This is a genomic window from Demequina gelatinilytica (genome assembly GCF_000971115.1).
GTDB classification, from domain to species: Bacteria; Actinomycetota; Actinomycetes; order Actinomycetales; family Demequinaceae; genus Demequina; species Demequina gelatinilytica.
Window position 1 is genome coordinate 41,369 of sequence record NZ_BBLV01000018.1, and the last position, 20,894, is coordinate 62,262.

Annotated in this window: 19 protein-coding genes; 6 read left to right on the forward strand and 13 right to left on the reverse strand. The window is 71.9% G+C overall.

Annotation, left to right across the window (positions count from 1 at the left end; genetic code table 11):
* Position 1 precedes the first annotated feature (1 nt).
* Genes AOM00_RS13335 through AOM00_RS13360 form a run of 6 tightly spaced genes read right to left on the reverse strand, consistent with a single transcriptional unit; the run spans position 2 to position 5,439 of the window.
* A complete protein-coding gene (locus AOM00_RS13335) occupies positions 2 to 970 on the reverse strand; it encodes a hypothetical protein (protein ID WP_062518259.1) in 969 nt (322 codons plus the stop codon).
* The gene (locus tag AOM00_RS13340) at positions 967 to 1,701 is read right to left on the reverse strand and encodes an ABC transporter ATP-binding protein (RefSeq protein ID WP_062518260.1); all 735 of its coding nucleotides are present in this window, start codon (positions 1,699 to 1,701) and stop codon (positions 967 to 969) included. The genes AOM00_RS13335 and AOM00_RS13340 overlap by 4 nt, the downstream gene beginning before the upstream one ends.
* Entirely contained in the window at positions 1,694 to 2,557 is an 864-nt protein-coding gene (locus AOM00_RS13345; RefSeq protein WP_062518261.1) for an ABC transporter permease, read from the reverse strand. The genes AOM00_RS13340 and AOM00_RS13345 overlap by 8 nt, the downstream gene beginning before the upstream one ends.
* Positions 2,558 to 2,579: 22 nt before the next feature.
* Entirely contained in the window at positions 2,580 to 3,605 is a 1,026-nt protein-coding gene (locus tag AOM00_RS13350) for a glycosyltransferase family 2 protein (protein ID WP_228373509.1), read from the reverse strand.
* A complete protein-coding gene (locus tag AOM00_RS13355) occupies positions 3,602 to 4,252 on the reverse strand; it encodes a hypothetical protein (protein ID WP_062518262.1) in 651 nt (216 codons plus the stop codon). The genes AOM00_RS13350 and AOM00_RS13355 overlap by 4 nt, the downstream gene beginning before the upstream one ends.
* Positions 4,249 to 5,439 carry a hypothetical protein gene (locus tag AOM00_RS13360; protein ID WP_062518263.1) on the reverse strand — a complete coding sequence of 397 codons (1,191 nt, stop codon included), beginning with the start codon at positions 5,437 to 5,439 and terminating at the stop codon, positions 4,249 to 4,251. Before AOM00_RS13360 ends, AOM00_RS13355 begins: the two co-directional genes overlap by 4 nt.
* A gap of 183 nt (positions 5,440 to 5,622) precedes the next feature.
* Between AOM00_RS13360 and AOM00_RS13365 the strand changes: the two genes are divergently transcribed.
* Positions 5,623 to 7,599 (forward strand): glycosyltransferase family protein, encoded by a 1,977-nt coding sequence (locus AOM00_RS13365; RefSeq protein WP_062518264.1) that lies wholly within the window; start codon positions 5,623 to 5,625, stop codon positions 7,597 to 7,599.
* Here AOM00_RS13365 and AOM00_RS13370 read toward each other — a convergent pair.
* Both AOM00_RS13370 and hisC read right to left on the reverse strand, forming a co-directional pair.
* A complete protein-coding gene (locus tag AOM00_RS13370; protein WP_062518265.1) occupies positions 7,596 to 9,677 on the reverse strand; it encodes an acyltransferase family protein in 2,082 nt (693 codons plus the stop codon). The two genes, AOM00_RS13365 and AOM00_RS13370, sit on opposite strands and share 4 nt — an antisense overlap.
* The gene (hisC, locus tag AOM00_RS13375; protein ID WP_062518266.1) at positions 9,674 to 10,771 is read right to left on the reverse strand and encodes a histidinol-phosphate transaminase; all 1,098 of its coding nucleotides are present in this window, start codon (positions 10,769 to 10,771) and stop codon (positions 9,674 to 9,676) included. Before hisC ends, AOM00_RS13370 begins: the two co-directional genes overlap by 4 nt.
* A gap of 38 nt (positions 10,772 to 10,809) precedes the next feature.
* Here hisC and AOM00_RS13380 point away from each other — a divergent pair, with 38 nt between their 5' ends.
* Positions 10,810 to 11,196 (forward strand): phage holin family protein, encoded by a 387-nt coding sequence (locus AOM00_RS13380; protein ID WP_062518289.1) that lies wholly within the window; start codon positions 10,810 to 10,812, stop codon positions 11,194 to 11,196.
* Positions 11,197 to 11,205: 9 nt separating this feature from the next.
* Here AOM00_RS13380 and AOM00_RS13385 read toward each other — a convergent pair whose 3' ends face one another.
* Together AOM00_RS13385 and AOM00_RS13390 are read right to left on the reverse strand one after the other, a co-directional pair.
* On the reverse strand, positions 11,206 to 12,495 hold the full coding sequence (locus AOM00_RS13385; RefSeq protein ID WP_062518267.1) for a PGAP1-like alpha/beta domain-containing protein: 1,290 nt from the start codon (positions 12,493 to 12,495) through the stop codon (positions 11,206 to 11,208).
* Entirely contained in the window at positions 12,492 to 12,695 is a 204-nt protein-coding gene (locus AOM00_RS13390) for a hypothetical protein (RefSeq protein ID WP_062518268.1), read from the reverse strand. Before AOM00_RS13390 ends, AOM00_RS13385 begins: the two co-directional genes overlap by 4 nt.
* Before the next feature lie 125 nt (positions 12,696 to 12,820).
* Between AOM00_RS13390 and purB the strand changes: the two genes are divergently transcribed.
* On the forward strand, positions 12,821 to 14,239 hold the full coding sequence (gene purB, locus AOM00_RS13395; RefSeq protein ID WP_062518269.1) for an adenylosuccinate lyase: 1,419 nt from the start codon (positions 12,821 to 12,823) through the stop codon (positions 14,237 to 14,239).
* A gap of 173 nt (positions 14,240 to 14,412) precedes the next feature.
* On the opposite strand, the gene AOM00_RS13400 is transcribed toward purB, so the two are convergent.
* Positions 14,413 to 15,102: an MOSC domain-containing protein gene (locus tag AOM00_RS13400; protein WP_062518270.1), complete on the reverse strand. Its 690-nt coding sequence runs from the start codon at positions 15,100 to 15,102 to the stop codon at positions 14,413 to 14,415.
* 47 nt (positions 15,103 to 15,149) lie between these two features.
* On the opposite strand from AOM00_RS13400, the gene AOM00_RS13405 reads away from it, so the two are divergent.
* Positions 15,150 to 15,986 (forward strand): CPBP family intramembrane glutamic endopeptidase, encoded by an 837-nt coding sequence (locus AOM00_RS13405; RefSeq protein ID WP_082097078.1) that lies wholly within the window; start codon positions 15,150 to 15,152, stop codon positions 15,984 to 15,986.
* 38 nt (positions 15,987 to 16,024) lie between these two features.
* Complete coding sequence (locus AOM00_RS13410; protein ID WP_062518271.1) at positions 16,025 to 18,490, forward strand: lysylphosphatidylglycerol synthase transmembrane domain-containing protein; 2,466 nt, start codon at positions 16,025 to 16,027, stop codon at positions 18,488 to 18,490.
* A 207-nt stretch (positions 18,491 to 18,697) separates the two neighbouring features.
* On the opposite strand, the gene AOM00_RS13415 is transcribed toward AOM00_RS13410, so the two are convergent.
* Positions 18,698 to 18,955, reverse strand: a complete 258-nt coding sequence (locus AOM00_RS13415) for a type IIL restriction-modification enzyme MmeI (protein ID WP_062518272.1) — start codon at positions 18,953 to 18,955, stop codon at positions 18,698 to 18,700.
* Between the two features lie 109 nt (positions 18,956 to 19,064).
* Here AOM00_RS13415 and AOM00_RS13420 point away from each other — a divergent pair, with 109 nt between their 5' ends.
* The gene (locus AOM00_RS13420) at positions 19,065 to 19,559 is read left to right on the forward strand and encodes a DUF732 domain-containing protein (protein ID WP_062518273.1); all 495 of its coding nucleotides are present in this window, start codon (positions 19,065 to 19,067) and stop codon (positions 19,557 to 19,559) included.
* A gap of 601 nt (positions 19,560 to 20,160) precedes the next feature.
* Here AOM00_RS13420 and AOM00_RS13425 read toward each other — a convergent pair.
* Complete coding sequence (locus AOM00_RS13425) at positions 20,161 to 20,781, reverse strand: dihydrofolate reductase family protein (protein WP_062518274.1); 621 nt, start codon at positions 20,779 to 20,781, stop codon at positions 20,161 to 20,163.
* Positions 20,782 to 20,894: the final 113 nt, after the last annotated feature.

A 20,894-nucleotide genomic window follows, 5' to 3' on the forward strand; every position in this document is an offset into this window, starting at 1 on the left:
GTCAGGACTCCTCGGTCGGCTCATGGTCGGCATGGGCAAGGTACGTCAGGGTGGAACGGAACGGCGCGTCGGCACGGTCCGTCCACCAGTGGTCGGGCACGGCGGTGACGGACATGCGGACGCCGTCGGGCAGCACCTGGGCCAGGGTGGCCCCGGTGCTCGACGGCAGCGATCGCACCTCCGCGACATCGGGAGCGGTGCCCAGCACGATCTCGGCGGGCAGGCCGGGCTGCACCACGTCCAGGCCGGCAGCGCTCACGCGCGCAAGCCAGTCCTGCGGCTCGCGGCGATGCGGGAGGTACGCGGCGCCGGCACCGTGCGCGACCACCCAGCGCTCGTAGGCCTCCGGGTCGATGTAGCCGTCGACCGCGAGCGCCGAGCCGAGCACCACCACCCGGGGAAGCGAGACGGGCGCCTCCGCGGACAGCGAACGCAGCCAGGGATAGCGGTTGGCGACGATGCGCGCGCCGGGCACGGCGGGCATCGCGGGGTGGTCGGCGTACGCGGTCATGAGCGTGACCTGGCCCGCACGCGCGGCGGCCCGCAGGCGGGAGCCCACGACGCGCCCCAGCATGCGTTGGCGCATCGGCTCGCGCTGCCCCATGCGCGAGAACGCGTGGCTTCCGGCGAGGACGGCGGCCAGGTGGAGCGCGGCCGAGCCGTCGTCGACCACCACGAGGTCGCCTACGGCGCCCGCCGCGAGCACGGCCCGCACCTGTCCCGAGAAGGCATCGCCCACCAGGCGGCGTCGCGAGCGTGCGAAGCGCGGGTCCGTCGCGGCAGCGGCCTCCTCGAGCGTGACCGACGCCGGCAGCAGCGGTGAGAGCCATGCGGCGGTGTCCGAGAGCTGCGCGACGCCGCGGCGGAGCAGCACGAGCGTCCGCTCGCCGGACTCCGCCGCCGCCTCGACGGCGTTGATGAGCTGGAGCGGGGACTCGACCCACCCCACGCGTACCGCGTCAGAGGTCACGTGGACTTCTTGTACGCGCGGACGACCTCCTTGGGATCGCCGTCCATCTTCAGCGTGCCGTGGTCGATCCAGATGACCCGCGTGCAGGTCTCCATGATCGATCGCATCGAGTGGCTCACCAGGAACACCGTGCCGGCCTGCTCGCGCATGTCGCGGATGCGCTGCTCGCTCTTCTCACGGAAGGCCTTGTCGCCCACCGCAAGAGCCTCGTCGACCAGGAGGATCTGGTGGTCGCGCGAGATCGCGATCGAGAACCGCAGGCGCGCCGCCATGCCGGACGAGTACGTCTGCATCGGCATGTCCATGAACTCGCGGATCCCGGAGAACTCGACGATGTCGTCGTAGCGCTCCGCGACCTCCTCGGGCGACATGCCGAGCGCAAGCCCGCCCAGCACCACGTTCTTCTCGCCCGTGAGGTCGCCCAGGAGCGCCGCGTTGACGCCCAGCAGCGCGGGCCTCGACGCCGCATAGACGGCGCCCTTCACGGGCTGCTGAAGGCCGGCGATGGCGCGCATGAGCGTCGACTTGCCGGAGCCGTTGTGCCCGATCACGCCGATGGACTCGCCCTCGTGCGCGACGAAGGACACGCCCTTGAGCGCATGCACCACGCGCACGCCGCGCTGGCGGCTCATGAGCGAGCGGCGGTCCTTGGCGGCCTTGCCCGAGGCGAAGGTCTTGTAGTCGACGTGGAGGTTGTCGACCACGATCGTGGGGTGGTTCGTCTCAGTCACGGCCGTAACGCTCCTCGGCGCTCCAGAAGAAGACGATGCCGGCGATGAAGAACCCGATCGCGCCCACGAACGCCATCACGACGATGAGCGTGTTGACCTCCTGGCCCTCGAGCACCATCGTGCGCACCAGCTGGATGTAGTCGTGCACGGGGTTGAGCTGCGCGAGCGTCAGCATCCACGGCGGGTTGTCCGCGAGCACCTGCTCGAGCGAGTAGAAGATCCCGGTCATGTAGAGGACCAGGCGGGTGATGATCGGGACCATCTGGGTGACGTCGCGCAGGTGCACCGTGAGGCGCGCGGCGATGAGCGCGACGCCGACGTTGAACATCCCGAAGAGGAAGAGGATGGGCGGCACCAGCAGCCATGTCCACGACGGCCGCTCGCCGAATCCCACGAGGATGAACGAGAGCACCACCATCATGGGCACCAGCTCGTACACGTTGCGGAACACCGCGGACAGCGGCAGCAGGATGCGCGGGAAGCCCAGGCTCCGCACCAGCGACGCGTTGCCGGTGATCGACTTGGCGCCCTGGTTGAAGCTGTTGGAGAAGAACTGGAAGCAGAAGAAGCCCGTCACCAGGAACGGGATGAAGTTCAGGCCTGCGCGCGAGCCGCGGTCCATGATGAGGCCGAACACGAACCCGTAGACCGCCGCCTGCAGCAGCGGGTTGAGCACCACCCAGAACAGCCCCAGGCGGTTCTGCGACAGCTGCGCCTCGATGCGGTAGCGCGCGAGGCGCATCGCGAAGTGACGGCGTTCCCACGTCTCCTTGAGGTACGCCGGCAGCGGCTGTCGGGCGCCGACGCGCGGCAGCCCCGCCTCCCGCGCCAGCGCGGGGTAGTCGATGTCGGTCACACGTCTCCTCGGGGTGGATGCCTCAACGTCCTGCGAAGGCGTTGTGCCCCCTGCTCGGCATGAGGATACCCAAGAGGCATCCGACACCCCAAGACAGGTGCATCGTGGGAAGCACGCCGAGCAGGCGCATCCGGACCGCTCCGGGCACGTGCGCGCGCAGCGCGGTGAGCGCCACCCAGGCGCCGTAGACGAGCGCCGGGAGCAGCCCGACCCCGGCCAGGACGATGCCTGCCGTCCCGCCTGTGATCGCACCCGCCAGGACCAGCGCGGCGCCGAACCCGAGGCCCGCGACCAGCACCGGCGGCACGTAGTAGCGGACGGGGACGCGGCCCTTGAGCCGGCGGATGATCTCGCCGCGCCAGCGTCCGGAGGCGTGGAACTGCTTGGCGAGGGCGCGCACCGACGAGCGCGGGCGGTAGATGACGTCGAGCGCCGGCTCGAACCACACGAGCCCGCCGCGCGCGATGAGGCGGCGGTTGAGGTCCCAGTCCTCGCCGCGGGACAGCGACTCGTCGAAGCCGCCGATGCCCAGCACGGCCGCGCGGTCGAAGACCCCCAGGTAGGCGGACTCCGCGGGCCCCGCCTCCCCGCCCGTGTGATAGACCGCACCACCGAGTCCGCCGGGCGAGTTGTAGCCCCACGCGACGGCCTGCTCGTACCGGGTGAGGCCCTCGGCGTGCATGCGCCCGCCCAGGTTGACCGCGCCCGAGGCGCGCAGCGAGCGCAGCGCCGTGACCGCGTAGCCGGGCGGGAGCACCGAGTGCGCGTCGACGCGGACCACCACGGGGAAGCGCGCCTCCGTGATGCCGATGTTCATCGACATCGAGATCGCGTTGCGCGGGTTGTGCAGCACCCGGATCTCGGGATGCGCGGCGGCGAGGCCCGCGACCACCTCGTCCGTCCGGTCCGTCGAGGCGCCCAGCACCAGCAGCAGCTCGCGCTCGTCGAGGCCGTCCTGCGCGAGCACGCTCGCGACGGCGGTCGCGACGTAGTCCTCCTCGTTCAGCACGGGCATGACGAAGCTCGCCCTCATGTCGACCTGGCTCACGGTTTCCCTCCTGCGGGCGCGAGCATCCTCAGCAGCGCCCTGGTGCTCATGGTGGTGGGGTCTGCGACGACCGCGATGCCGTCGCCCGGGGCACGCACGAGCGGCTCCGTGTCGGGCCCCGCGAATGCGAGCCCGTGACCCAGCAACGCGGACACGGCGCCGGCGACCACGGCGTGCGCCGCACCAGCCGGAAGGCCGTCCTCGGGCGCTTCGGCGGCCGCGGACGAGTACAGCGCGTTCAGGACCGCGTCGCGCACCACCGACGCGCGGACCGCGGCCGGCGTCGCCGTCCCCGCCAGCGCAGCGTCGATGGTCGCGAGCATGTGGAGCTCGGCCGACGCGAGGGGGCGCGGCTCCGCGACGGCGGCGTCGACCGCCTCGCCGAGCCGACCGGCGCCGGGACGCACGATGCGCGCGGCAGGCGCCGCTGCCGCGCTCAGGCGCCGTGCCCTCCAGCGCGCACGCAGCGCCGCGACCGGGCCCGGATCGACACGGGAACCCGCCGCGAGCGAGTCCTGGCGGTCCAGCGCAGCCGCCAGCGTCGGCTCCCTCAGCACCAGCACGTCCGCCTGCGCGGGGCTGCCCGTCTGGACACCGCCGGCCCGCAAGGCGCGCAGATCGGCGCGGCACAGGGCCGCGGCGATCATCGTGCGCCTCCCGGAAGCGCACGCCGGCGCAGCTCCGCGACCACCGCGCGGCGGGAGGGGGGCACGTGCGGCGAGTCGATGCCCGGACGCCCGCCGGCGAAGCTCACCCCGGCGCCGAGCGCCGAGGAGATCGCTCCGACCACCGCGTGCGCGGCGAGGTCCGGGTCCACCGCGGTGTGGGGCGACGGCACGGTGGCGGGAGGCGATGCGGGCGCATCGGCGAGCATCGCTGCGTCGCCGAGCACGTCGACGCCCAGGTCGGCGAGCCGACGCGCGGCCGCTGCCCCCTCGGCCGCGATCACCTCGGCGGCGGCGCGCGGCACCGCCATCGTGCCCTCGTCGGCGCTCGGCTTGCGATGGCGCAGCATCGTCGCGACCGCTCCGTTGCGCATCACGCGGTAGTAGAGCGCGCGGTCGAGCGTCGGGGCGCCGAGCGCGCGCCTGTTGACCTCCTGCACCAGCTCGGCCTCGGCACGGGAGAGGCTGCGGTTGTCCAGCAAGGGATCGCGCGGGACGGAAGCAAGAGTGCCCGGCGTCAGGCCGAGCAGCCCCTCGAACGCGTCGAAGAGCAGCGCAGGTCGCGCCTTGTCGAGCACCACCACATGCACGCGCTCCGGTCCCACGAGCGCGGCCCACCTCGCCGCGATCGCGGCGAGGTCATGGCGGCGCCAGAACGCCTCGGCCCACTCGGGGCCGTCCGCGCTCGCGCGACCCGTGCGGACCGCGGTGACCGCGGCGAGCCAGGCGCCGAAGTCGACGTCGCCTGCGTCCTTGACCCACTGCTGCCACGCGGAGGCGAACATGGGCACGTACGCGCGCACCGTGATCGCGACATGGAGCTCGGGCCCCAGCTCCTCGAGGAAGCGGCGCGCGACATCCGTCTCCGCCTGGACGATCTGCTCGTAGCTGAGCCAGCCGATCGCCTCGGGGTGGCGCCAGCGCTCGCGCGCGATGCGCTTCCAGCGCGACAGGTCACCGGCCTCGAACACGGCAGTCGAGCGTCCCATGAGCGCGTTCGAGGCGCGCCCGTGGTTGAGCGCGGCGCCCGGATAGCAGACACCCTGCGCGAGGAGCTCGGCGCGCAGGCGGGAGGCGGAGGCCTGCACCGCCGTGGTGCCCGTCTTGGGGAGGCCGATGTGCAGGAGGCTCGCGCCCGCGGGCAGCGGTCGCGCTTCGACGTGGGTCATGACGACGCTGCGCCTCTCCTGATCGGCCGGTGGGGAACCACTGAATGGTAAGCGACCACGGTTCGCGGGCGGACCGCGGACGGAGCGCGGACGTGGGACAATCGTGCGGCCCGGCGCTGCGGGAGCCTGATCCCGCGACGCGGGCCGAGCGACGGCCCGCGATGCCCTCATCCTGGAGGCTCGATGACCGACGGAATCTCGCGGACGTGGAAGGCTGCCCGCCGCCTGGTGCGCGGCGCGGCGGCCACGGAGCCCGCCCAGCCCGCATCGGCCGCTGCCGTCGAGGCCTCCCACGCGACCGTGCCGACACCTGAGCCTGCGCCCGCGGCGGCGCCGGCTCCCGAGCCCGAACCCGAGCCCGCGCCGTTCACGGCCCGCGCTGCCGAGCGCCTTCGCGCGCGCGGCGGCCCCTACCCGGGAGCGATCCGCCAGACGGACCACCCGGAGGACCTTGCCGCGCTGCTGGGTGGCACCTACGAGTACGCGCACCTGGTGGACGACCCGGAGACCGCGGCCCCCCCGGCGGACCTGGTCTTCGCGGCCGTGTGCAACGACAAGTACGCACCGGGGCTCGAGGCGCTCGTGCTCAGCCTCATCCGCCAGTACCCCGGGCTGTCCAACCGCTTCCTGGTGTTCCACGACGACTCGCTGTCCGAGTTCACCCGGACCCGGCTCTCGCAGGTCTACCCGGCATTCGACTTCCAGCACCGCGACCCGGCGTCCTACGACGTCACCATGGGCGACCAGTACAACCACGTGCGCGTGGGACAGCTGGGCTACCTCACCGTCGAGGTGCTGACCATGGAGGAGCCGTCGTGGATCGTGGTCCTCGACGCCGACCTGCTGATCCTCGGGGACATCTCGGCCCTGTGGCGCGGGGACGCGATCAAGGCGGTGCCGGACATCGGGCACCGTCCCTACGCGATCGAGACGCCCGCGACCGGAAGGCTTGTCATCAACAGCGGCGTGCTGTCGCTCCCGCGGTCCGAGCGTGGGCCCGAGGCGACGCTGCGCATGAAGGAGGTGCTCGCGACCGTCGACGCCGAGGAGGATCCGGCGCTCAGCTGGTTCGCCGACCAGAAGTTCTGGAACCTGTATCTCGCGCGACGTGACGTCGAGCTGCTCCCGCAGGCCTACAACATGAACAAGATGCTCCTCGAGCTGGACTATCCCGAGGAGATCGGCTCGGTGCGCATCCTGCACCTCACCGGACCCAAGCCCTGGTACGCATTCGTGTACGACGCGTTGCTGCGCGGCGACGACCGCAAGCGGTACCGAGGCGCCACCGAACGCTTCCGCACGTCCTTCGCGCTGTGGAACCAGTCGTACGTCTCCGCGATCACCGCGCTGCGGACCTCGCAGTTCCGCTCCGAGGAGGGGGCGGCGCTCGACGCCCTCCGGGGCTCCGCCGCGGGCCGCCCGGCCGTGCTCATCGGCAACGGGCCGTCGCTGCGCGACACCGACATGAGCGCGTTCGTCGGCTACGAGAAGATCGCGTTCAACTGGTTCGTCAACCACGAGGACTTCGACACCATCCGGCCCGACCACCTGGTGCTCCCCTCGCACATGCTCTTCGGTGGCTGGCACACGCCGCACCCGCAGCTGCCGCGCGAGTTCCTCGACGCGCTCACCGCACGCGAGCACAAGCCGACGCTGTGGGCCTCGTTCTACTTCAAGCCGTACCTCGAGACGCTCGAGGAGCTGCGCGGCTACACGCTGCGGTACTTCCTCTTCGAGAAGCCTTTCAAGCGGCGCATCGGCAAGACCGGATGGGCGCCGCTGGACCTCATGTCGCCGCTCGTGGACTCCAACACGGGCGTGCTGACCGCGGGCGTGCCGATGGCGCTCCACCTCGGCGCGAGCGCCATCGTCCTGGTCGGCTGCGACTCCAACTACGCGAGCGCCGCCGGCAGCTACTTCTACGCCGAGGACCAGCACGCCTCGGCGACGACAGCCCCGCGGCAGCTGGTCACCACGTGGAAGAAGGGCGGCGCCGGTCCGTTCGGCTACTCGGTGGTCCGGCGCGAGCTCGACCGGCGCGGCGTGCCGTTCCTCGATACGACGCTCGACGGGAACCTCGACATGCTCGAGCGCATCGGCCTCGAGGAGGCGCGCGCGCTCGGGACCGCCGGCGCGATGCGACCTCGGGCCACGAGCTAGCCCGCCCCGATCGCCTCGGCCAGATACGGGGTGAGCGAGCGCGCGTACGTACGTGTCATGTGGTGCCCATCGCGGTAGACCGTCGCGTGCCCGACGACCGGCCGGCAGAGGTCGGGTCCGCAGAACAGATCGGACAGGTCGATCAGGTGGACCCGACCGCCCACCTGATCGGCGGCGATCGCCAGCGGATCGACAAGGAGAGCCTCGTCACGCGTGCGTGAGCACCCGGTCGCGTCGAGCTGCGCCTCGACCGTCGGCAGCGCGACCAGGCAGTCGAGCACATCCGGCAACGGACGCGGGATGTCTCGGATGGCGTAGATGTCCGTCACCGAGGCAGGAAGCGCCGCCCAGGTCTCCGCGTAGCCCGCGACGCCCGTCTCGACGCTCGTGAGCGAACCTTCGACGATGAAGGTGTTCTGCGAGGATCCGGACGTGAAGATCCGGCTGACCTCGGGATGCGATGCCAGGTAGTCGATCGCAGCGTCGTTCCAGGCGTCGCAGCTCGTCCGCATGTCCGGAGAAGACTCACGCGTCGCCGCCGTGAAAGGGCAGGAGCCCTTGGTGAGCTCGAGCACGTGCCAGCCTTGATCCTCGGCGATCTGCCGCACGGCAGGGATCCAGTGCATCGCATGGGAGTCGCCGATGACCGCGACGGTCGCCACCGCATCGTCCGTGGCGACGCCCGACTCGCAGACCTTCAGCGCGGGCACGGTCTGCCCCTGCATGCAGGTGTGCCGGACCGCGTCGTCGTGCGCCACCAGGGGTGACGGTGCGAGCACCCCCTCGAGTGCGGCGTCGTCGCACGTGGGGCCGTTCGCGAGCGCAGCCGCCGCGAAGCAGCCGTCCGCGGAGGCCAGCTCGTCCACCAGCGCAAGCTGCTGCTGCTGCTCCTGCTCGGCGACGTCGACCGCACGGATCACCGCGAGCGCGCCTAGCACCACCGCGAGCGAGAGGGCGGTCCCTGCGGCGAGCGACCACCACGGCGTGCGCCTCGCGAGCGCGGGAAGGTTCCGCACAGGCTGCTCGACCCACCGGTAGGTGCCCTCCGCGAGGAGCCACGTGAGCGCGAGGATGACGAGCTTCTCGACAGTCCCCAGGTCGCGCCCGAGCGCAGCCGTCCCGACCACGATGAGGGGCCAGTGCCAGAGGTAGAGCGAGTACGAGAGGTCTCCGAGGCGCTGCACGGGGCTGAGCCGGCCGACGACCATCGGGGACATGCGCGACTCGGTGCGCGCGAGCAGCACCGCAACGGCGCCGAGCACCGGCACCAGCGCGATCCACCCGGGGAAGGGGGTGGCACCCGTCATCAGCAGCGAGGCGGCGACGATGAGCGCGACCCCCAGCCAGGAGAGGACCGCGCGAGCGCGATCGCCCCAGCGCACCGCCGGGAGCGCCGCGACGAGGGCGCCGATGCCGAACTCCCACGCACGCGTCGGGGTCACGAAGTACGCCGAGGCGGGGTCCGCCGCCGTGAGCTGGACCGAGTACGCCAACGACACGGCGGTGACCGCGGCGATGGCGGGGACGACGGCCGCCCTCCACCGCCCTCGCGCGAGGACCGCGATCACGAGGATCATGACCGGCCACACCACGTAGAACTGCTCCTCGACGGAGAGCGACCAGTAGTGCTGGACGGCAGTCGACGCACCTTCGGCAGCCAGGTAGTCGACCGACTGCGCGGCAAGGAGCCAGTTCTCGACGTAGACGGCCGAGGCGATGACGTGGCGCGCGGAGCTCCCCCACTGGGTCTGCGGCACGAGCGCCACGACCAGGACCAGGGTGGCGCCGAGGACCAGGAGCGACGCCGGAAGGAGCCGCCGCATGCGTCGGGCCCAGAACCGCGTGAGCGAGATGCGCCCGGTGCCCTCGACCTCCCGGAGGATCAGCGCCGTGATGAGGAAGCCGGAGACCACGAAGAACACGTCGACGCCGACGAAGCCGCCCGGCACCCTCGCCGGCCAGAGATGGAACAGCAGGACGCTCGCGACCGCGAGCGCGCGCAACGCCTGGATGTCCAGACGGATCGACGGCCGCGCCTCGACGCCCGGGGGCGCCACGACCGTCGTGCGAGCCGTCACGCCGGTCGCGACCAGGTGGCGAGGCGCGCGAGGAACGCGTCGTTCTCGGCAGGTGCACCGATGGTGACGCGCACCCCCTCGCCCATGAACGGGCGCACCAGCACGGACGGATCCGCGCCGCCCATGTGGGCCGCGAGGTCGGCGGTGGCGTCGCCCACCGCGAGCCAGACGAAGTTGCCCTGCGCGTCGGGCACGTCCCAGCCCGCGGCGCGCAGCGCCTCGAGCACCCGCGTGCGCTCGGCGACCACGCGCGCGGCGCGCTCCTCGAGCTCGTCGCGGGCATCGAGCGACGCGATCGCAGCGAGCTGGGCGGGGCCGGACACGGAGAACGGGGTGACGCAGGCACGCACGGGCGCGATGAGCGCCGCGGGGCCCACCGCGTAGCCGACGCGCAGGCCCGCGAGGCCGTACGCCTTCGAGAAGGTGCGCAGCAGCACCAGGTTCGGGTAGCGCTCGAGCGATGCCGGACCATCCGCGACCTCGGGGTCGCGCACGTACTCGAGGTAGGCCTCGTCGAGCACCACGAGCACCCGCGAGGGCACCGAGGCCATGAACGAGTCGAGCTCGGCCTGCGACAGCGTCGGGCCGGTCGGGTTGTTCGGCGAGCACAGCATGATGACGCGCGTGCGCGACGTGACGGCCGCGGCCATCGCCCCGAGGTCGTGGCGAGCCTGGGAGGTGAGCGGCACCATGACCGGCTCCGCGCCGGCGATGCGCGCGAGGATCGGGTAGGCCTCGAACGAGCGCCACGCGAACATGACCTCGTCGCCCGGCCCGGTGTACGCCTGGAGGATGTGCGCGAGCACCGCGACGGAGCCGGCTCCCACGACCACCTCGGACGCGTCGCGGCCCACCTCGCGCGCGATGCGCGCCGTGAGATCCGTCGCGCCCATGTCCGGGTACCGGTTGATCCCGTGCGCCGCACCCTCGAGCACCTCGACCACCGAGGGCAGGGGCGCGTCGGGGCTCTCGTTGGAGGACAGCTTCACGGGCGGGGCGGCGTCTGCGGCTCCGCGTGCGCCCGGCACGTAGGCGGGAAGGGCGGCGATCGCCGGGCGGGCTGCGGGAAGTTCGGGACGGTGCGCATCGAGCATGGGAACCAGGATGGCACCCCCGTGGAACAATGACGGCCATGCGCTTCGTCCTCACGTCCGCGATCTCCGCCGTCGCCGTCTGGCTGGTCACCTTCCTCCCCCTCGATGTCGAGGTCTCGGGCGGCGATGCCGGACCGTGGGCGCGGGTGGGCGTGTTCCTGCTCATCGGTGCCGTCATGGCCGCGGCGAACGCCTTCATCCGGCCCATCGTCGACGCGCTCGCGCTGCCGTTCAAGATCCTCACGCTCGGACTGTTCGCCCTGGTGGTGAGCTGGTTCATGCTCTGGGTGACCGCGTGGCTCACCACGCTCGTGCCCTGGGGCGAGCTCACCATCGGCGCGTTCTGGGAGACCCTGGGCGCGGCCCTGCTCATCAGCATCATCTCCTCGGTCCTGTCCGCGGTGGTCCCCGGCGCACGCCGCTGAGCCCCACCCTCACCGCGACGCGCCCGCGGAGGCCCCGGTGACCGGGGCGTAGAGCCGTATCTGCGAGCGCCCGCCCGCGAGCATCGGCGCCGCGCCCTCGACCCACGCACGTGTCGACGGGTCGAGACCCCCGTCCACCAGCCGCGCCGTCTGCGCGTAGCCCGGGATCCCGTGCGCCTGCAGCACCGTGTGCGAGGCGTCGGGCGCATCGTCCTGCGCCGAGTGGCGGCGATCGTGCGTGACCGTGGTGCGTGTGGGGGTCGCCGGGTTGGGACGACCGTCCAGGCCCGGCACCACGTCGCGCAGGTTCTCGAGCTGGAGCGCATCGACGCTCGACGGCAGCGCGATCCGGCCCGTGGGCGACCCCGCGGTCACGATCTGCGTGATGCGGTAGGTGCTCGAGAGCGTGGCGCTCACCACCGCGGCGATCATCCCGCCCTGGCTGTGACCCACGAGCATCACGGGCTCATCGGCGCCGATGCCGTGGGCACGCATCGCCTCGACGACCACCTGGGCGGCGTCGCACCACTCCCCGGTGACCGCGGCGAGGTCCGCCTCGACGTCCGCGGGGCTCGCGTCCCACAGCGTCGGATCCTGGGTCCCAGGGATGTAGACCAGGTGATGCGGGCCTGCCGCATCCGTCACCGTCTCGATCGCGACCCTGCCGTCGCCCTGGTCCCCGAGCCACTCGAGCCTTCCCATGAGCTCCTCGACCGTGCGGGGCGCGCCGGCGGAGAATCCCGGGCCGTCGACCTGCACGCCGGTCAGCGCGGGCTCGAGCGATCGCTCGGCCGCGCGCACGGCGGCCCGCAGGTGCGCGACCACCGTGCCGTAGGCATCGCCCGTGAGGCCCAGGCCGATGGTCGCGGTCGCCTCGTTGACCGTTCCCGTGGTCGGCATGCGGGGCAGCGCGCCGATCAGCCCCGCGGGCCCGCGGAGGACCGCCTCGCGCGTCCCCAGCCAGAGGCGTCCCAGCTGGTCGCCGAGCACATCGAGCGCGTAGGTCGCCGCGCTCACGCCGTGGTGCGCGTCGGACTCCGCCGCGCGGTAGGCGTCCACCGCGGCGCGGAGCCTCCGGGAGAGCTCCCGCAGCTCCTCGGCCTCGCGCGAGCACGCGATCGCCGGACCCTGGAGCCCGGGCGCGCGCTGCGGGGCCACGAGCGCCGCGGTCGCGAGCGCGAGCGCGGCCTCGCCCAGCCCATCGGCCGCCTCGCGCAGCGCGCCGACCGCCACCTCGAGGTCGCCGAGCACGGCGGCGCTCCCGCCGCGTCCGCCCCGCGTCCACGCGGGCTCGCTCACTCCCGGCCCTCCCCCGCGAGCGCCGCGATCCGGACCGCCTCGCTCACCGCGGTCACGCGCGCGGCGGCCTCCGACAGCTCGCCGCGGTACGTCTCGCCGTGGATCCCCTGCCACCGGGCACGCCGCGCGGCGATGAGACGCGCATGCGCGATGTCGATCGCGAGCCGGGCCTGCGCGACGAGCGTCGGGACGTCATCCATGGCGCGACGCTAGGCGCGACGCCCGACGCGGCCCAGGGGGACGCGGCACGGGCTGGGGAGCCCGCGCATCGTCCCCAGGGCCGTGGACACCGCCGCCGGAGCCGCCGCCACGCGTGCGTGGAAGAATGTGCGGCGTGAACGACTGGACCTCCCTCGCCGCGCTCGAGCCCGCCATCGCCCTCGGACCCCTGGACGGCCGGTACCGCGGCGCCGTCGCGGGGCTCGTCGACCACCTCTCCGAGCCCGCGCTCAACCGCATGCGCCTCCACGTCGAGGTCGAGTGGTTCATCCACCTGTGCGCCTCGGACGCCGTGCCGGGCGCGCGCCCGCTCACGGACGACGAGGTCGCGCTGCTGCGTGCGATCCCCGCGGGCTTCGACGCCGCCGGCATCGCCGAGCACGCCGAGATCGAGAAGGTCACGGTCCACGACGTCAAGGCCGTCGAGTACTACATCAAGCGCCGCATCGAGGGCACGTCCCTGGACCCGCTGCGCGAGCTGGTCCACTTCGCGTGCACGTCGGAGGACATCAACAACCTCTCCTACGCGCTCATGGTCCAGGGGGCCGTGCGCGACGTGTGGCTGCCCGCCGCATCGTCGCTGGTCTCCCAGGTCGCGGACCTCGCGCGCGCCGCCAAGGCCGTCCCGATGCTGTCGCGCACGCACGGCCAGACCGCGACGCCCACCACGCTGGGCAAGGAGTTCGCGGTGCTCGCGCACCGCCTGGGCCGCCAGCTGCGCCGCGTCGAGGCGCAGGAGTACCTGGGCAAGATCAACGGCGCGACCGGCACGTTCGGCGCCCACACCGCGGCGGTGCCCGGCACCGACTGGATCGAGGTCTCGCGGACCTTCGTCGAGGGGCTGGGGCTGACCTGGAACCCGCTCACCACGCAGATCGAGTCGCACGACTGGCAGGCCGAGCTCTACGCGGACGTCGCGCGCTTCGGGCGGATCCTGCACAACCTCGCGACCGACGTGTGGACGTACGTCTCGCTCGGCTACTTCGCGCAGGCGACCACCAAGGGCTCGATCGGCTCCTCCGCGATGCCTCACAAGATCAACCCGATCCGCTTCGAGAACGCCGAGGCGAACCTCGAGATCTCCGCGGCGCTGTTCGACACGCTCGGCGCGACGCTCGTGACCTCGCGCCTCCAGCGCGACCTCACGGACTCGAGCTCGCAGCGCAACATCGGCGTCGCCTTCGGCCACTCGATGCTCGCGATCGACAACGTGCGCCGCGGGCTCGGGACGCTGTCCGTGAACGAGGGCGCGCTGGCCGCGGACCTCGACGCCTCGTGGGAGGTGCTCGCGGAGCCGATCCAGTCGGCGATGCGCGCCGCCGCCGTCGCGGGTGTGGCCGGCATGGAGGACCCGTACGAGCGCCTCAAGGAGCTCACGCGCGGTCAGCAGATCGATGCCGAGGCGATCCGTGAGTTCGTGGGCGGCCTGGGGCTGCCCGAGGAGACCGCCGCGCGCCTGTCGGAGCTCACCCCCGGCACCTATGTGGGCCTCGCGGAGAAGCTGGTCGACGGCTTCCTCGCCTGACCTCCCCCGCCTGACCGCCCCCGCCTGACCGCCCCCGCCTGACACTGGCAACGGAGTTCGCGGCGACACGCCGCGTGTCAGGGCACGATGCGCCGGTCGGCCCGGCGTGTCGTGTTCAACTCCGTTCGGAGTGTCACGGGCCCGGTCGGAGCCTCAGGGGCCCGGTCGGAGTCTCAGGGGGCGGGGCGCACGGGATCGCCCACAGCGATCCGTCCCGGCTCGACCACCCGGGCGTAGACCGCCACGCACGCGTCGCGCCGGTCCCCCAACGGCTTGAGCCATCGCGTGGTCTGCTCGACCCCGTTCTGGGCGAGGTCGATCACGCGGCAGCGCTCGTTGCGCTTGGTGAGCTCGAGCACCACGCCGCCCAGACGGACCTGCGCACCCAACCAGGTCTCCTCGACGAACGGCTCCTCGGTCTCGACCACGATGTTGACGCGCAGGCGCCGGGGGTCCGCGTCCGCGCCCAGCTCGGCGCGGCACCAGTCGAGGGTCGCGGTGCCCACCAGGGACACGGGCGACGAGTCGAAGTGCGGGCGCTCGCCCGGGGCCTCGGGGACGATGCGCAAAGGCTCCCCGGCGAGCCCGCTCAGCTCCGCATCGAGCGCCGCGCCTCCCGCCACCCAGGTCCGCTCCCCGTGCGACACCACCACCGCATCGTCCGTCATCGATGCGGCGTAGGCGAGGACCGGCTCGATGGGACGCCAGCGGCTGCCACGCTTGCCGGCCGCGTACAGCCCCTGGGCATCGACCACCGCGAGCGCGCGGTCCCCGACGAGCCCGCGCGCATCGACCTCGACGGAGGACGGCGACTCCCCGCCCAGGGCCTTCACGGGGAAGCGGTGCAGCGAGACGATGCGCATGCCGCCAGCGTAGGCCGGGAACCCCCGCTCGTTAGAGTGTCGTGACGATGGACACCGCGCCCCGCACCGAGACCGCCGCTCCCCCGGTGGAGCCGCCCGCACGCGAGCCGGCGCTGGTCCTGCCGAGCAAGGGCCGGATGCGCGCCGAGGTGTGGATCGTGCTCGGGCTGTCGCTCGGGCAGACCGCCGTCTATGCCGCGGTGCGGCTCATCGAGCGGTACATGGACACCACGCCCATCTCGGGGCAGACGACCACGCTCAACCCCAGCCGCTCGAGCATCGACGTGATCGACCTCATCCGACAGGTGCTGAGCATCGGCTTCGCGCTGGTGCCGGTGGCGCTCGCGCTCTACCTCCTGAGCCAGCACGGCGCCTCGTGGCGCGCGCGTCTGGGCCTCGTGGGGCCCGCGCGAGCCTGGTGGCGCGACCTCGGGTGGGGCGCGATCCTCGCCGCGAGCATCGGCCTGCCCGGCCTCGCGCTGTACGCGATCTCGCGCGCGCTCGGGCAGACGGTGACCGTCGACACGTCGGGGCTGCCGGACATGTGGTGGTCCGCGACCATCCTGCTCCTCTCCGCCGCGGCGGCGGGGGTGCTCGAGGAGTTCGTGGTGGTGGGCTTCGTGCTCACGCGGCTGCGCGACCTGGGGCGCTCGCCATGGACCGCCATCGTGCTCGCGGCCCTCCTGCGGGGCGCCTACCACCTCTACCAAGGCTGGCCCATGGCCCTGGGCAACATGGTGATGGGCCTGGTCTTCGGCTACGTGTACGTGCGTCGCGGCCGTCTCGCACCCCTGGTCCTCGCGCATTGGACGCTCGACGCGGTCGCCTTCATCGGGCCCGAGGTGGTGCCCCACGAGTGGCTCGTGTCGCTCGGCGTCGCGTAGTCCCGGTTCCGGTCCTCGAGCGCCCGTAGACTCGCCGCATGGCTGCCGAGGTGGACGAGACGCGCGAGGACCCGCGCACCGTCCGCATCATCGACGAGCCGGAGACGCGCGTCCGCCGCTTCACCGACGTGATCGGCATGCTCGCGACGGTCATCGGCATCGCGGCGGTGCTGCTGATCGGCGAGTTCCTCATCGGCACCACCGAGGGCCTGACGCAGGACATCTCCTCGATCTCGCCGTTCCTCCAGCGCCTGCTGGTCGCCCCCGTGAACCTCTTCACGGCGATCCTCGCGATCGTGATCCCCGGGATCATGATCATCGACCTCCTGGTCCGCCGCGAGCCTCGCCGCCTCATCGAGTCGCTCGCCGCCGGCGTGCTCGGCGTGATCCTCACGCTCGTCGCGGCGCTCGCGCTGATCAACCTCGCGACCGACGAGCTCACCGCCAGCCTCACGCCCCGCGGCTTCGACCAGATGCAGCTGCCGGCCTATGTCGCGGCGATCTCGGGCCTGCTCACCGCCGCAGGACGGCGCTCGGCACGGCGCTCGCTCGGGATGTCCTGGAACATCATGTGGCTGGGCCTCGCGATCGCGGTGATCTTCGGCGTCGTCACCATTCCCGCCGTGCTGCTCACGGTACTGCTCGGGCGCCTGGGAGGCCTCGCGCTGCGCTACTGGCTCGGCTCGACCGCGGACCGCGCCTACGGGGACACGCTCGTCGAGGGTCTCCGACGGGCCGGCTTCGAGCCGTTGTCCCTGATCAGGGCCGACATCGAGCACGATGAGGACGAGCACCCCGAGCTCGACGCCGTGACCGACGCCCTCGCCCGCACCCGCCAGGGACGCGTGTATGCGCTCACCACCATCGAGCACCACCGGCTGCTCGTGGTCGCGATGGACGGCGACCAGCAGGCGGCCGGCTTCGTCTCCAAGCTGTGGTCGTCGCTGCGCCTGCGCGGCATCGACACGCGCGCCGACGTCTCGCTGCGCCAGACCGCCGAGGCGACCGCACTGGTGTCGCACGCGGCGCGCGTCGCGGGGGTGCGCACCGGCCGCGTGCTGGGCATGGGGCAGATCCGCGACACGATGCTGCTGGTCTACCAGCGCCCGCCGGCCACCATGCCGCTGTCCGCGCTGGACCCCGAGGACATCTCCGACAGCCTGCTCGACGCGATCTGGACCGAGGTGGGCCGCGCGCACGGCGCCGGCATCTCGCATCGTCACCTCGACGCGGACACCGTGCTCGTGGGGACGGACGCGTCCGAGCTCGAGCCCACCGTCTGGCTGACCTCGTGGGAGCTCGGCGAGGCCGCAACGAGCGCGATCGCCCAGCGCATCGACGTCGCCCAGGTGCTCGCGATGTCCGCGGCGCTGGTGGGGCCGGACCGGGCGGTCGACTCCGCGTTCCGCTCGCTCGGGGCGGAGCAGGTCGAGCAGGCCGCCCCCGTCCTCCAGACGGTGGTGCTGCCGCCCATCACGCGCGCGGCCGTCAAGGCGAGCCGGTACGAGAAGGTGCTCGAAGCGGTGCGCGAGGAGATCCTCGAGCGCTCCCCCGACGCAGAGGTCGCCTCCGAGAACATCACGCGCTTCGGATGGCGCGCCATCATGACCATCGCGCTCGGGCTCATCGCCGCGGTGGTCATCCTCGCGGGCTTCCAGACCGAGAAGTTCATCGAGGCGGTGCAGCAGGCCAACCCCGCGTGGATGATCGCGGGCTTCGGCTGGGCGCTGCTGACCTTCGTGGGAGCCGCGCTCGCGCTGGCCGCGTTCAGCCCTGTCCGGGTGCCGTTCAGCCGCGTCCTGCTCACGCAGGTCGCGGCGGCCTACGTGTCGGTGGCGGTCCCCGCCGGCGTCGGCCCAGCCGCGCTCAACCTCCGTCTGCTGACGCGCCGCAAGGTCGCCACGCCGCTCGCGGTGGCGACGGTCGCGCTGGTGCAGGTCAGCGCCGTGGTGGTGACGGTCCTCGGGCTGGTCGCGCTCACGCTCGCCTCAGGCTCGAAGGGCGCGCTGTCCGCGCTGCCGTCGACGGCCGTGGTGGTCGCGCTCGCCGCGGTGGTGCTGGTCATCGCCGCCGCCCTGCTGGTGCCGTGGGTCCGCACGTGGGCGCTGCAGCGGGTGATGCCGATGCTGCGCCAGACGTGGCCTCGACTCACCCAGGTGCTCGGACAGCCGTGGCGCCTCGCGCTGGGCCTTGCCGGCAACCTGCTGCTCACCATCGGCTTCGTCGGCGCCTTCCAGTCCTCGCTGCTGGCCTTCGGGTACCACATGGCGATCATCGACTCCGCGGTGCTGTTCTTCGTCTCGAACGCCGTGGGCGCCGCGGTTCCCACCCCCGGTGGCCTGGGTCCGGTCGAGATCGCGCTCACCACGGGCCTCACCGGTGCGGGCGTGCCCTACCCGATCGCGGTGTCCGCGACGCTGGTCTACCGCCTGCTCACCTACTGGCTGCGGATCCCGCTCGGGTACGTGGCCATGAAGTACCTGGAGCGCAAGGGCGAGCTGTAGGGGTGTGAGCTGCAACCGTATGTGAGCAAAATCGGCCTATCTGAGCAATCGTGCAACCGTATGTGAGCAAAGCGGGCCCTATCTGAGCATTCGGGCGCTCGTCATGGAGCCCATCGCGAGGTGCGCACGACCGCAGTGCTACCTCTGGCGCCGACAATGACGCGAGCACCGGCACGGTGCGCCGGGCCACCAGCGGGTATCGCCTGCCTACTTCTTCCGCGACCTTGCCTTCGGCAGTCGCAGTTGTTCCGCCTCACTGAGTTGTGCATACGAGGAAAAGAGAGCGCGGAGGCGATCCGCCTCGTCGACCACGCCCGTGAGGCCAAACACGGAGTCGACGGCTTTGTCTAGGTCCGCGTGCGCCTTGAGGAGGGCGGGGTCCTTCGCGATCTGCGCGATCGAGCCGCCCTGACGGGCGACCGAGACGACATCACGACGGAACTCGGCGGGATCGGGCTTGGGCACGGGAAACATCCTTCCAGCACGGACCGAAATCCGTGGCGGTCAGAGTCAACCGTTCCTGGGGCAGACCCGGCTCGCCGTCGCTAGTCTTTGCTCAAACATAAGGAGAACGATGAAGATCCCGGTAATTCTGGCTGTCGGCGCGGTCGCGCTGCTCACCTCCGCCTGTTCGAATGAGGCGCCCGACCCGACATCCGCCTCACCAAGTTCGACGTCCGTCGCGTCAAGTCCGACTCCGGTCGAGTCCGCGCCCGTGTCGTCCTCGACGCCGACTCCGACCGTGACCGTGGACCCCGAGGAGCAAGCCGAAGCCGCGGTCGCCGAGTGGCGCGCGGAGAACAAGGTAGACGCCACCGCCGAGGACGACTACGTGTCGTTGTTGGACTTCCTCTTCGGTGAGGGAACGTTTGCCACGGACGAGCATCGGGCCGTGATCCTCGATGTCGGTTACACGATCTGCTGGCAGTTGTCCCAGGGCGCCACAGAAGCGGTCATCGTGTCAGCCTTTGCTGATCCGTTCCTGGGTCAGCCGTCCGACGTCGCCATCCCTGCGGTCAAGGCCGTCGCTACGATGGCGCTTTGCCCTCAATACAGTGACGGCGAATAACCAGCGCTGAACCCCTCCCGCTGACCGCCCTCCGGCCGGACGACCCGGCCGAACCCCTCTTGCTCAATGACCCGACCGCGGCGATGCGGTTCGCGCTCGTCGAGCGTGCCAACTTCTCCGCACTGAGTGAGCATTGGGAGCAAGCGGGCACCACCGCCACATGACCGAGACAGGAGCCATTCGCCTCCAAGGCCGCCAGCTTCCCGGCCCGAGTGCAGCGGCCAAGCACCTGCGTGGCGCGTGAGCGAGCCGCGCTGAATACGTGGCGCACAGGCGGACGTGGTCTGAGCGCACCTCGCCACAGTCCGGCGCAATTCGAGTAAATGGGACTGCCGCACTGATAGGTGACAGCGCCCTAACCCCGGGGTCCGGTTACGTGCGCAGGTGAGTCCCGCTCGCGGCGCGGGCGTGCGCCGGGTGAATGGGCCAGTCGTCAGGAATTGCTCAGATACGAAGGCACCGCTTCGACGGCTCCAGCCCGCCACGCGAGCCCGTTTCATGCTCAGCCGTATCTGAGCAAATGCTCAACTACGGATGGATCTCACAAGGGGCTTGTCGGTTGCCCAGGCAGACGGACCGTCCGTCCGTCGGCCCGATCCACCTACCCACCCATCACCCCGGTCGCCGGCGGCGTGCCCGTGGGCCCGTAGCGCAGCTGCACCGCGCCGCCCTCCCCTGTCGCGGCCGGCTCGAGCAGCCGCATCGTCGCGGGCGTCGCCCCGTCCGGGAACACCTTGCGTCCCTGCCCGAGGACCACGGGATAGACCCACAGCGTGAGGACGTCGTAGAGATCGTGAGCGAGCAGCGTCTGTACCAGGTCGATGCTGCCGATGACGTGCACGTCCTGGTGCCGGTCCCGGATCTCCCGCACCTCGCGGACCAGGTCGGCGCCGATGCGCGTGGATCCCTCCCAGGAGAGGTCGGGAGCGCCGCGGCTGGCGACGTACTTGGGCACCGCTGAGAACTTCCGTCCGATCTCGCCTGCGGGACCGTCCTGGTGATGCGGCCAGTACCCGGCGAAGATGTCGTAGGTCCGCCGGCCGAGCAGCAGCGCATCCAGCCCGCGGATGCCCTCGATCACGCTCTCCCCGACCATCGGATCAGGGAGCGGCGCCTGCCATCCGCCGAAGGCGAACCCGCCCGAGGGGTCCTCGTCGGGGGCGCCGGGGGCCTGTGCGACCCCATCGAGCGTGGCGAACAGGTCGATGCTGATCCGGCCCATGGCGGCTCCTCGGTGCGCGAGCGTTGCGGCGACCCTTCGAGGATAGGGCGGACATCGCGGCACCGCGCCGAGGACTGTGTCGCAGCGGGACATGAGGGCTGGATCCGCCGCGA

Bases quoted from the DNA above. Each gene is read 5' to 3' on its own strand.
- AOM00_RS13355 (WP_062518262.1), bottom strand. From the start codon at position 4,252: ATGATCGCCGCGGCCCTGTGCCGCGCCGATCTGCGCGCCTTGCGGGCC.
- AOM00_RS13410 (WP_062518271.1), top strand. From the start codon at position 16,025: ATGGCTGCCGAGGTGGACGAGACGCGCGAGGACCCGCGCACCGTCCGC.
- AOM00_RS13400 (WP_062518270.1), bottom strand. From the start codon at position 15,102: ATGCGCATCGTCTCGCTGCACCGCTTCCCCGTGAAGGCCCTGGGCGGG.
- AOM00_RS13405 (WP_082097078.1), top strand. From the start codon at position 15,150: ATGGACACCGCGCCCCGCACCGAGACCGCCGCTCCCCCGGTGGAGCCG.
- hisC (WP_062518266.1), bottom strand. From the start codon at position 10,771: ATGCTCGATGCGCACCGTCCCGAACTTCCCGCAGCCCGCCCGGCGATC.
- AOM00_RS13360 (WP_062518263.1), bottom strand. From the start codon at position 5,439: ATGACCCACGTCGAAGCGCGACCGCTGCCCGCGGGCGCGAGCCTCCTG.
- AOM00_RS13390 (WP_062518268.1), bottom strand. From the start codon at position 12,695: ATGGATGACGTCCCGACGCTCGTCGCGCAGGCCCGGCTCGCGATCGAC.
- AOM00_RS13380 (WP_062518289.1), top strand. From the start codon at position 10,810: ATGCGCTTCGTCCTCACGTCCGCGATCTCCGCCGTCGCCGTCTGGCTG.
- AOM00_RS13425 (WP_062518274.1), bottom strand. From the start codon at position 20,781: ATGGGCCGGATCAGCATCGACCTGTTCGCCACGCTCGATGGGGTCGCA.
- AOM00_RS13420 (WP_062518273.1), top strand. From the start codon at position 19,065: ATGAAGATCCCGGTAATTCTGGCTGTCGGCGCGGTCGCGCTGCTCACC.
- AOM00_RS13365 (WP_062518264.1), top strand. From the start codon at position 5,623: ATGACCGACGGAATCTCGCGGACGTGGAAGGCTGCCCGCCGCCTGGTG.
- purB (WP_062518269.1), top strand. From the start codon at position 12,821: ATGTGCGGCGTGAACGACTGGACCTCCCTCGCCGCGCTCGAGCCCGCC.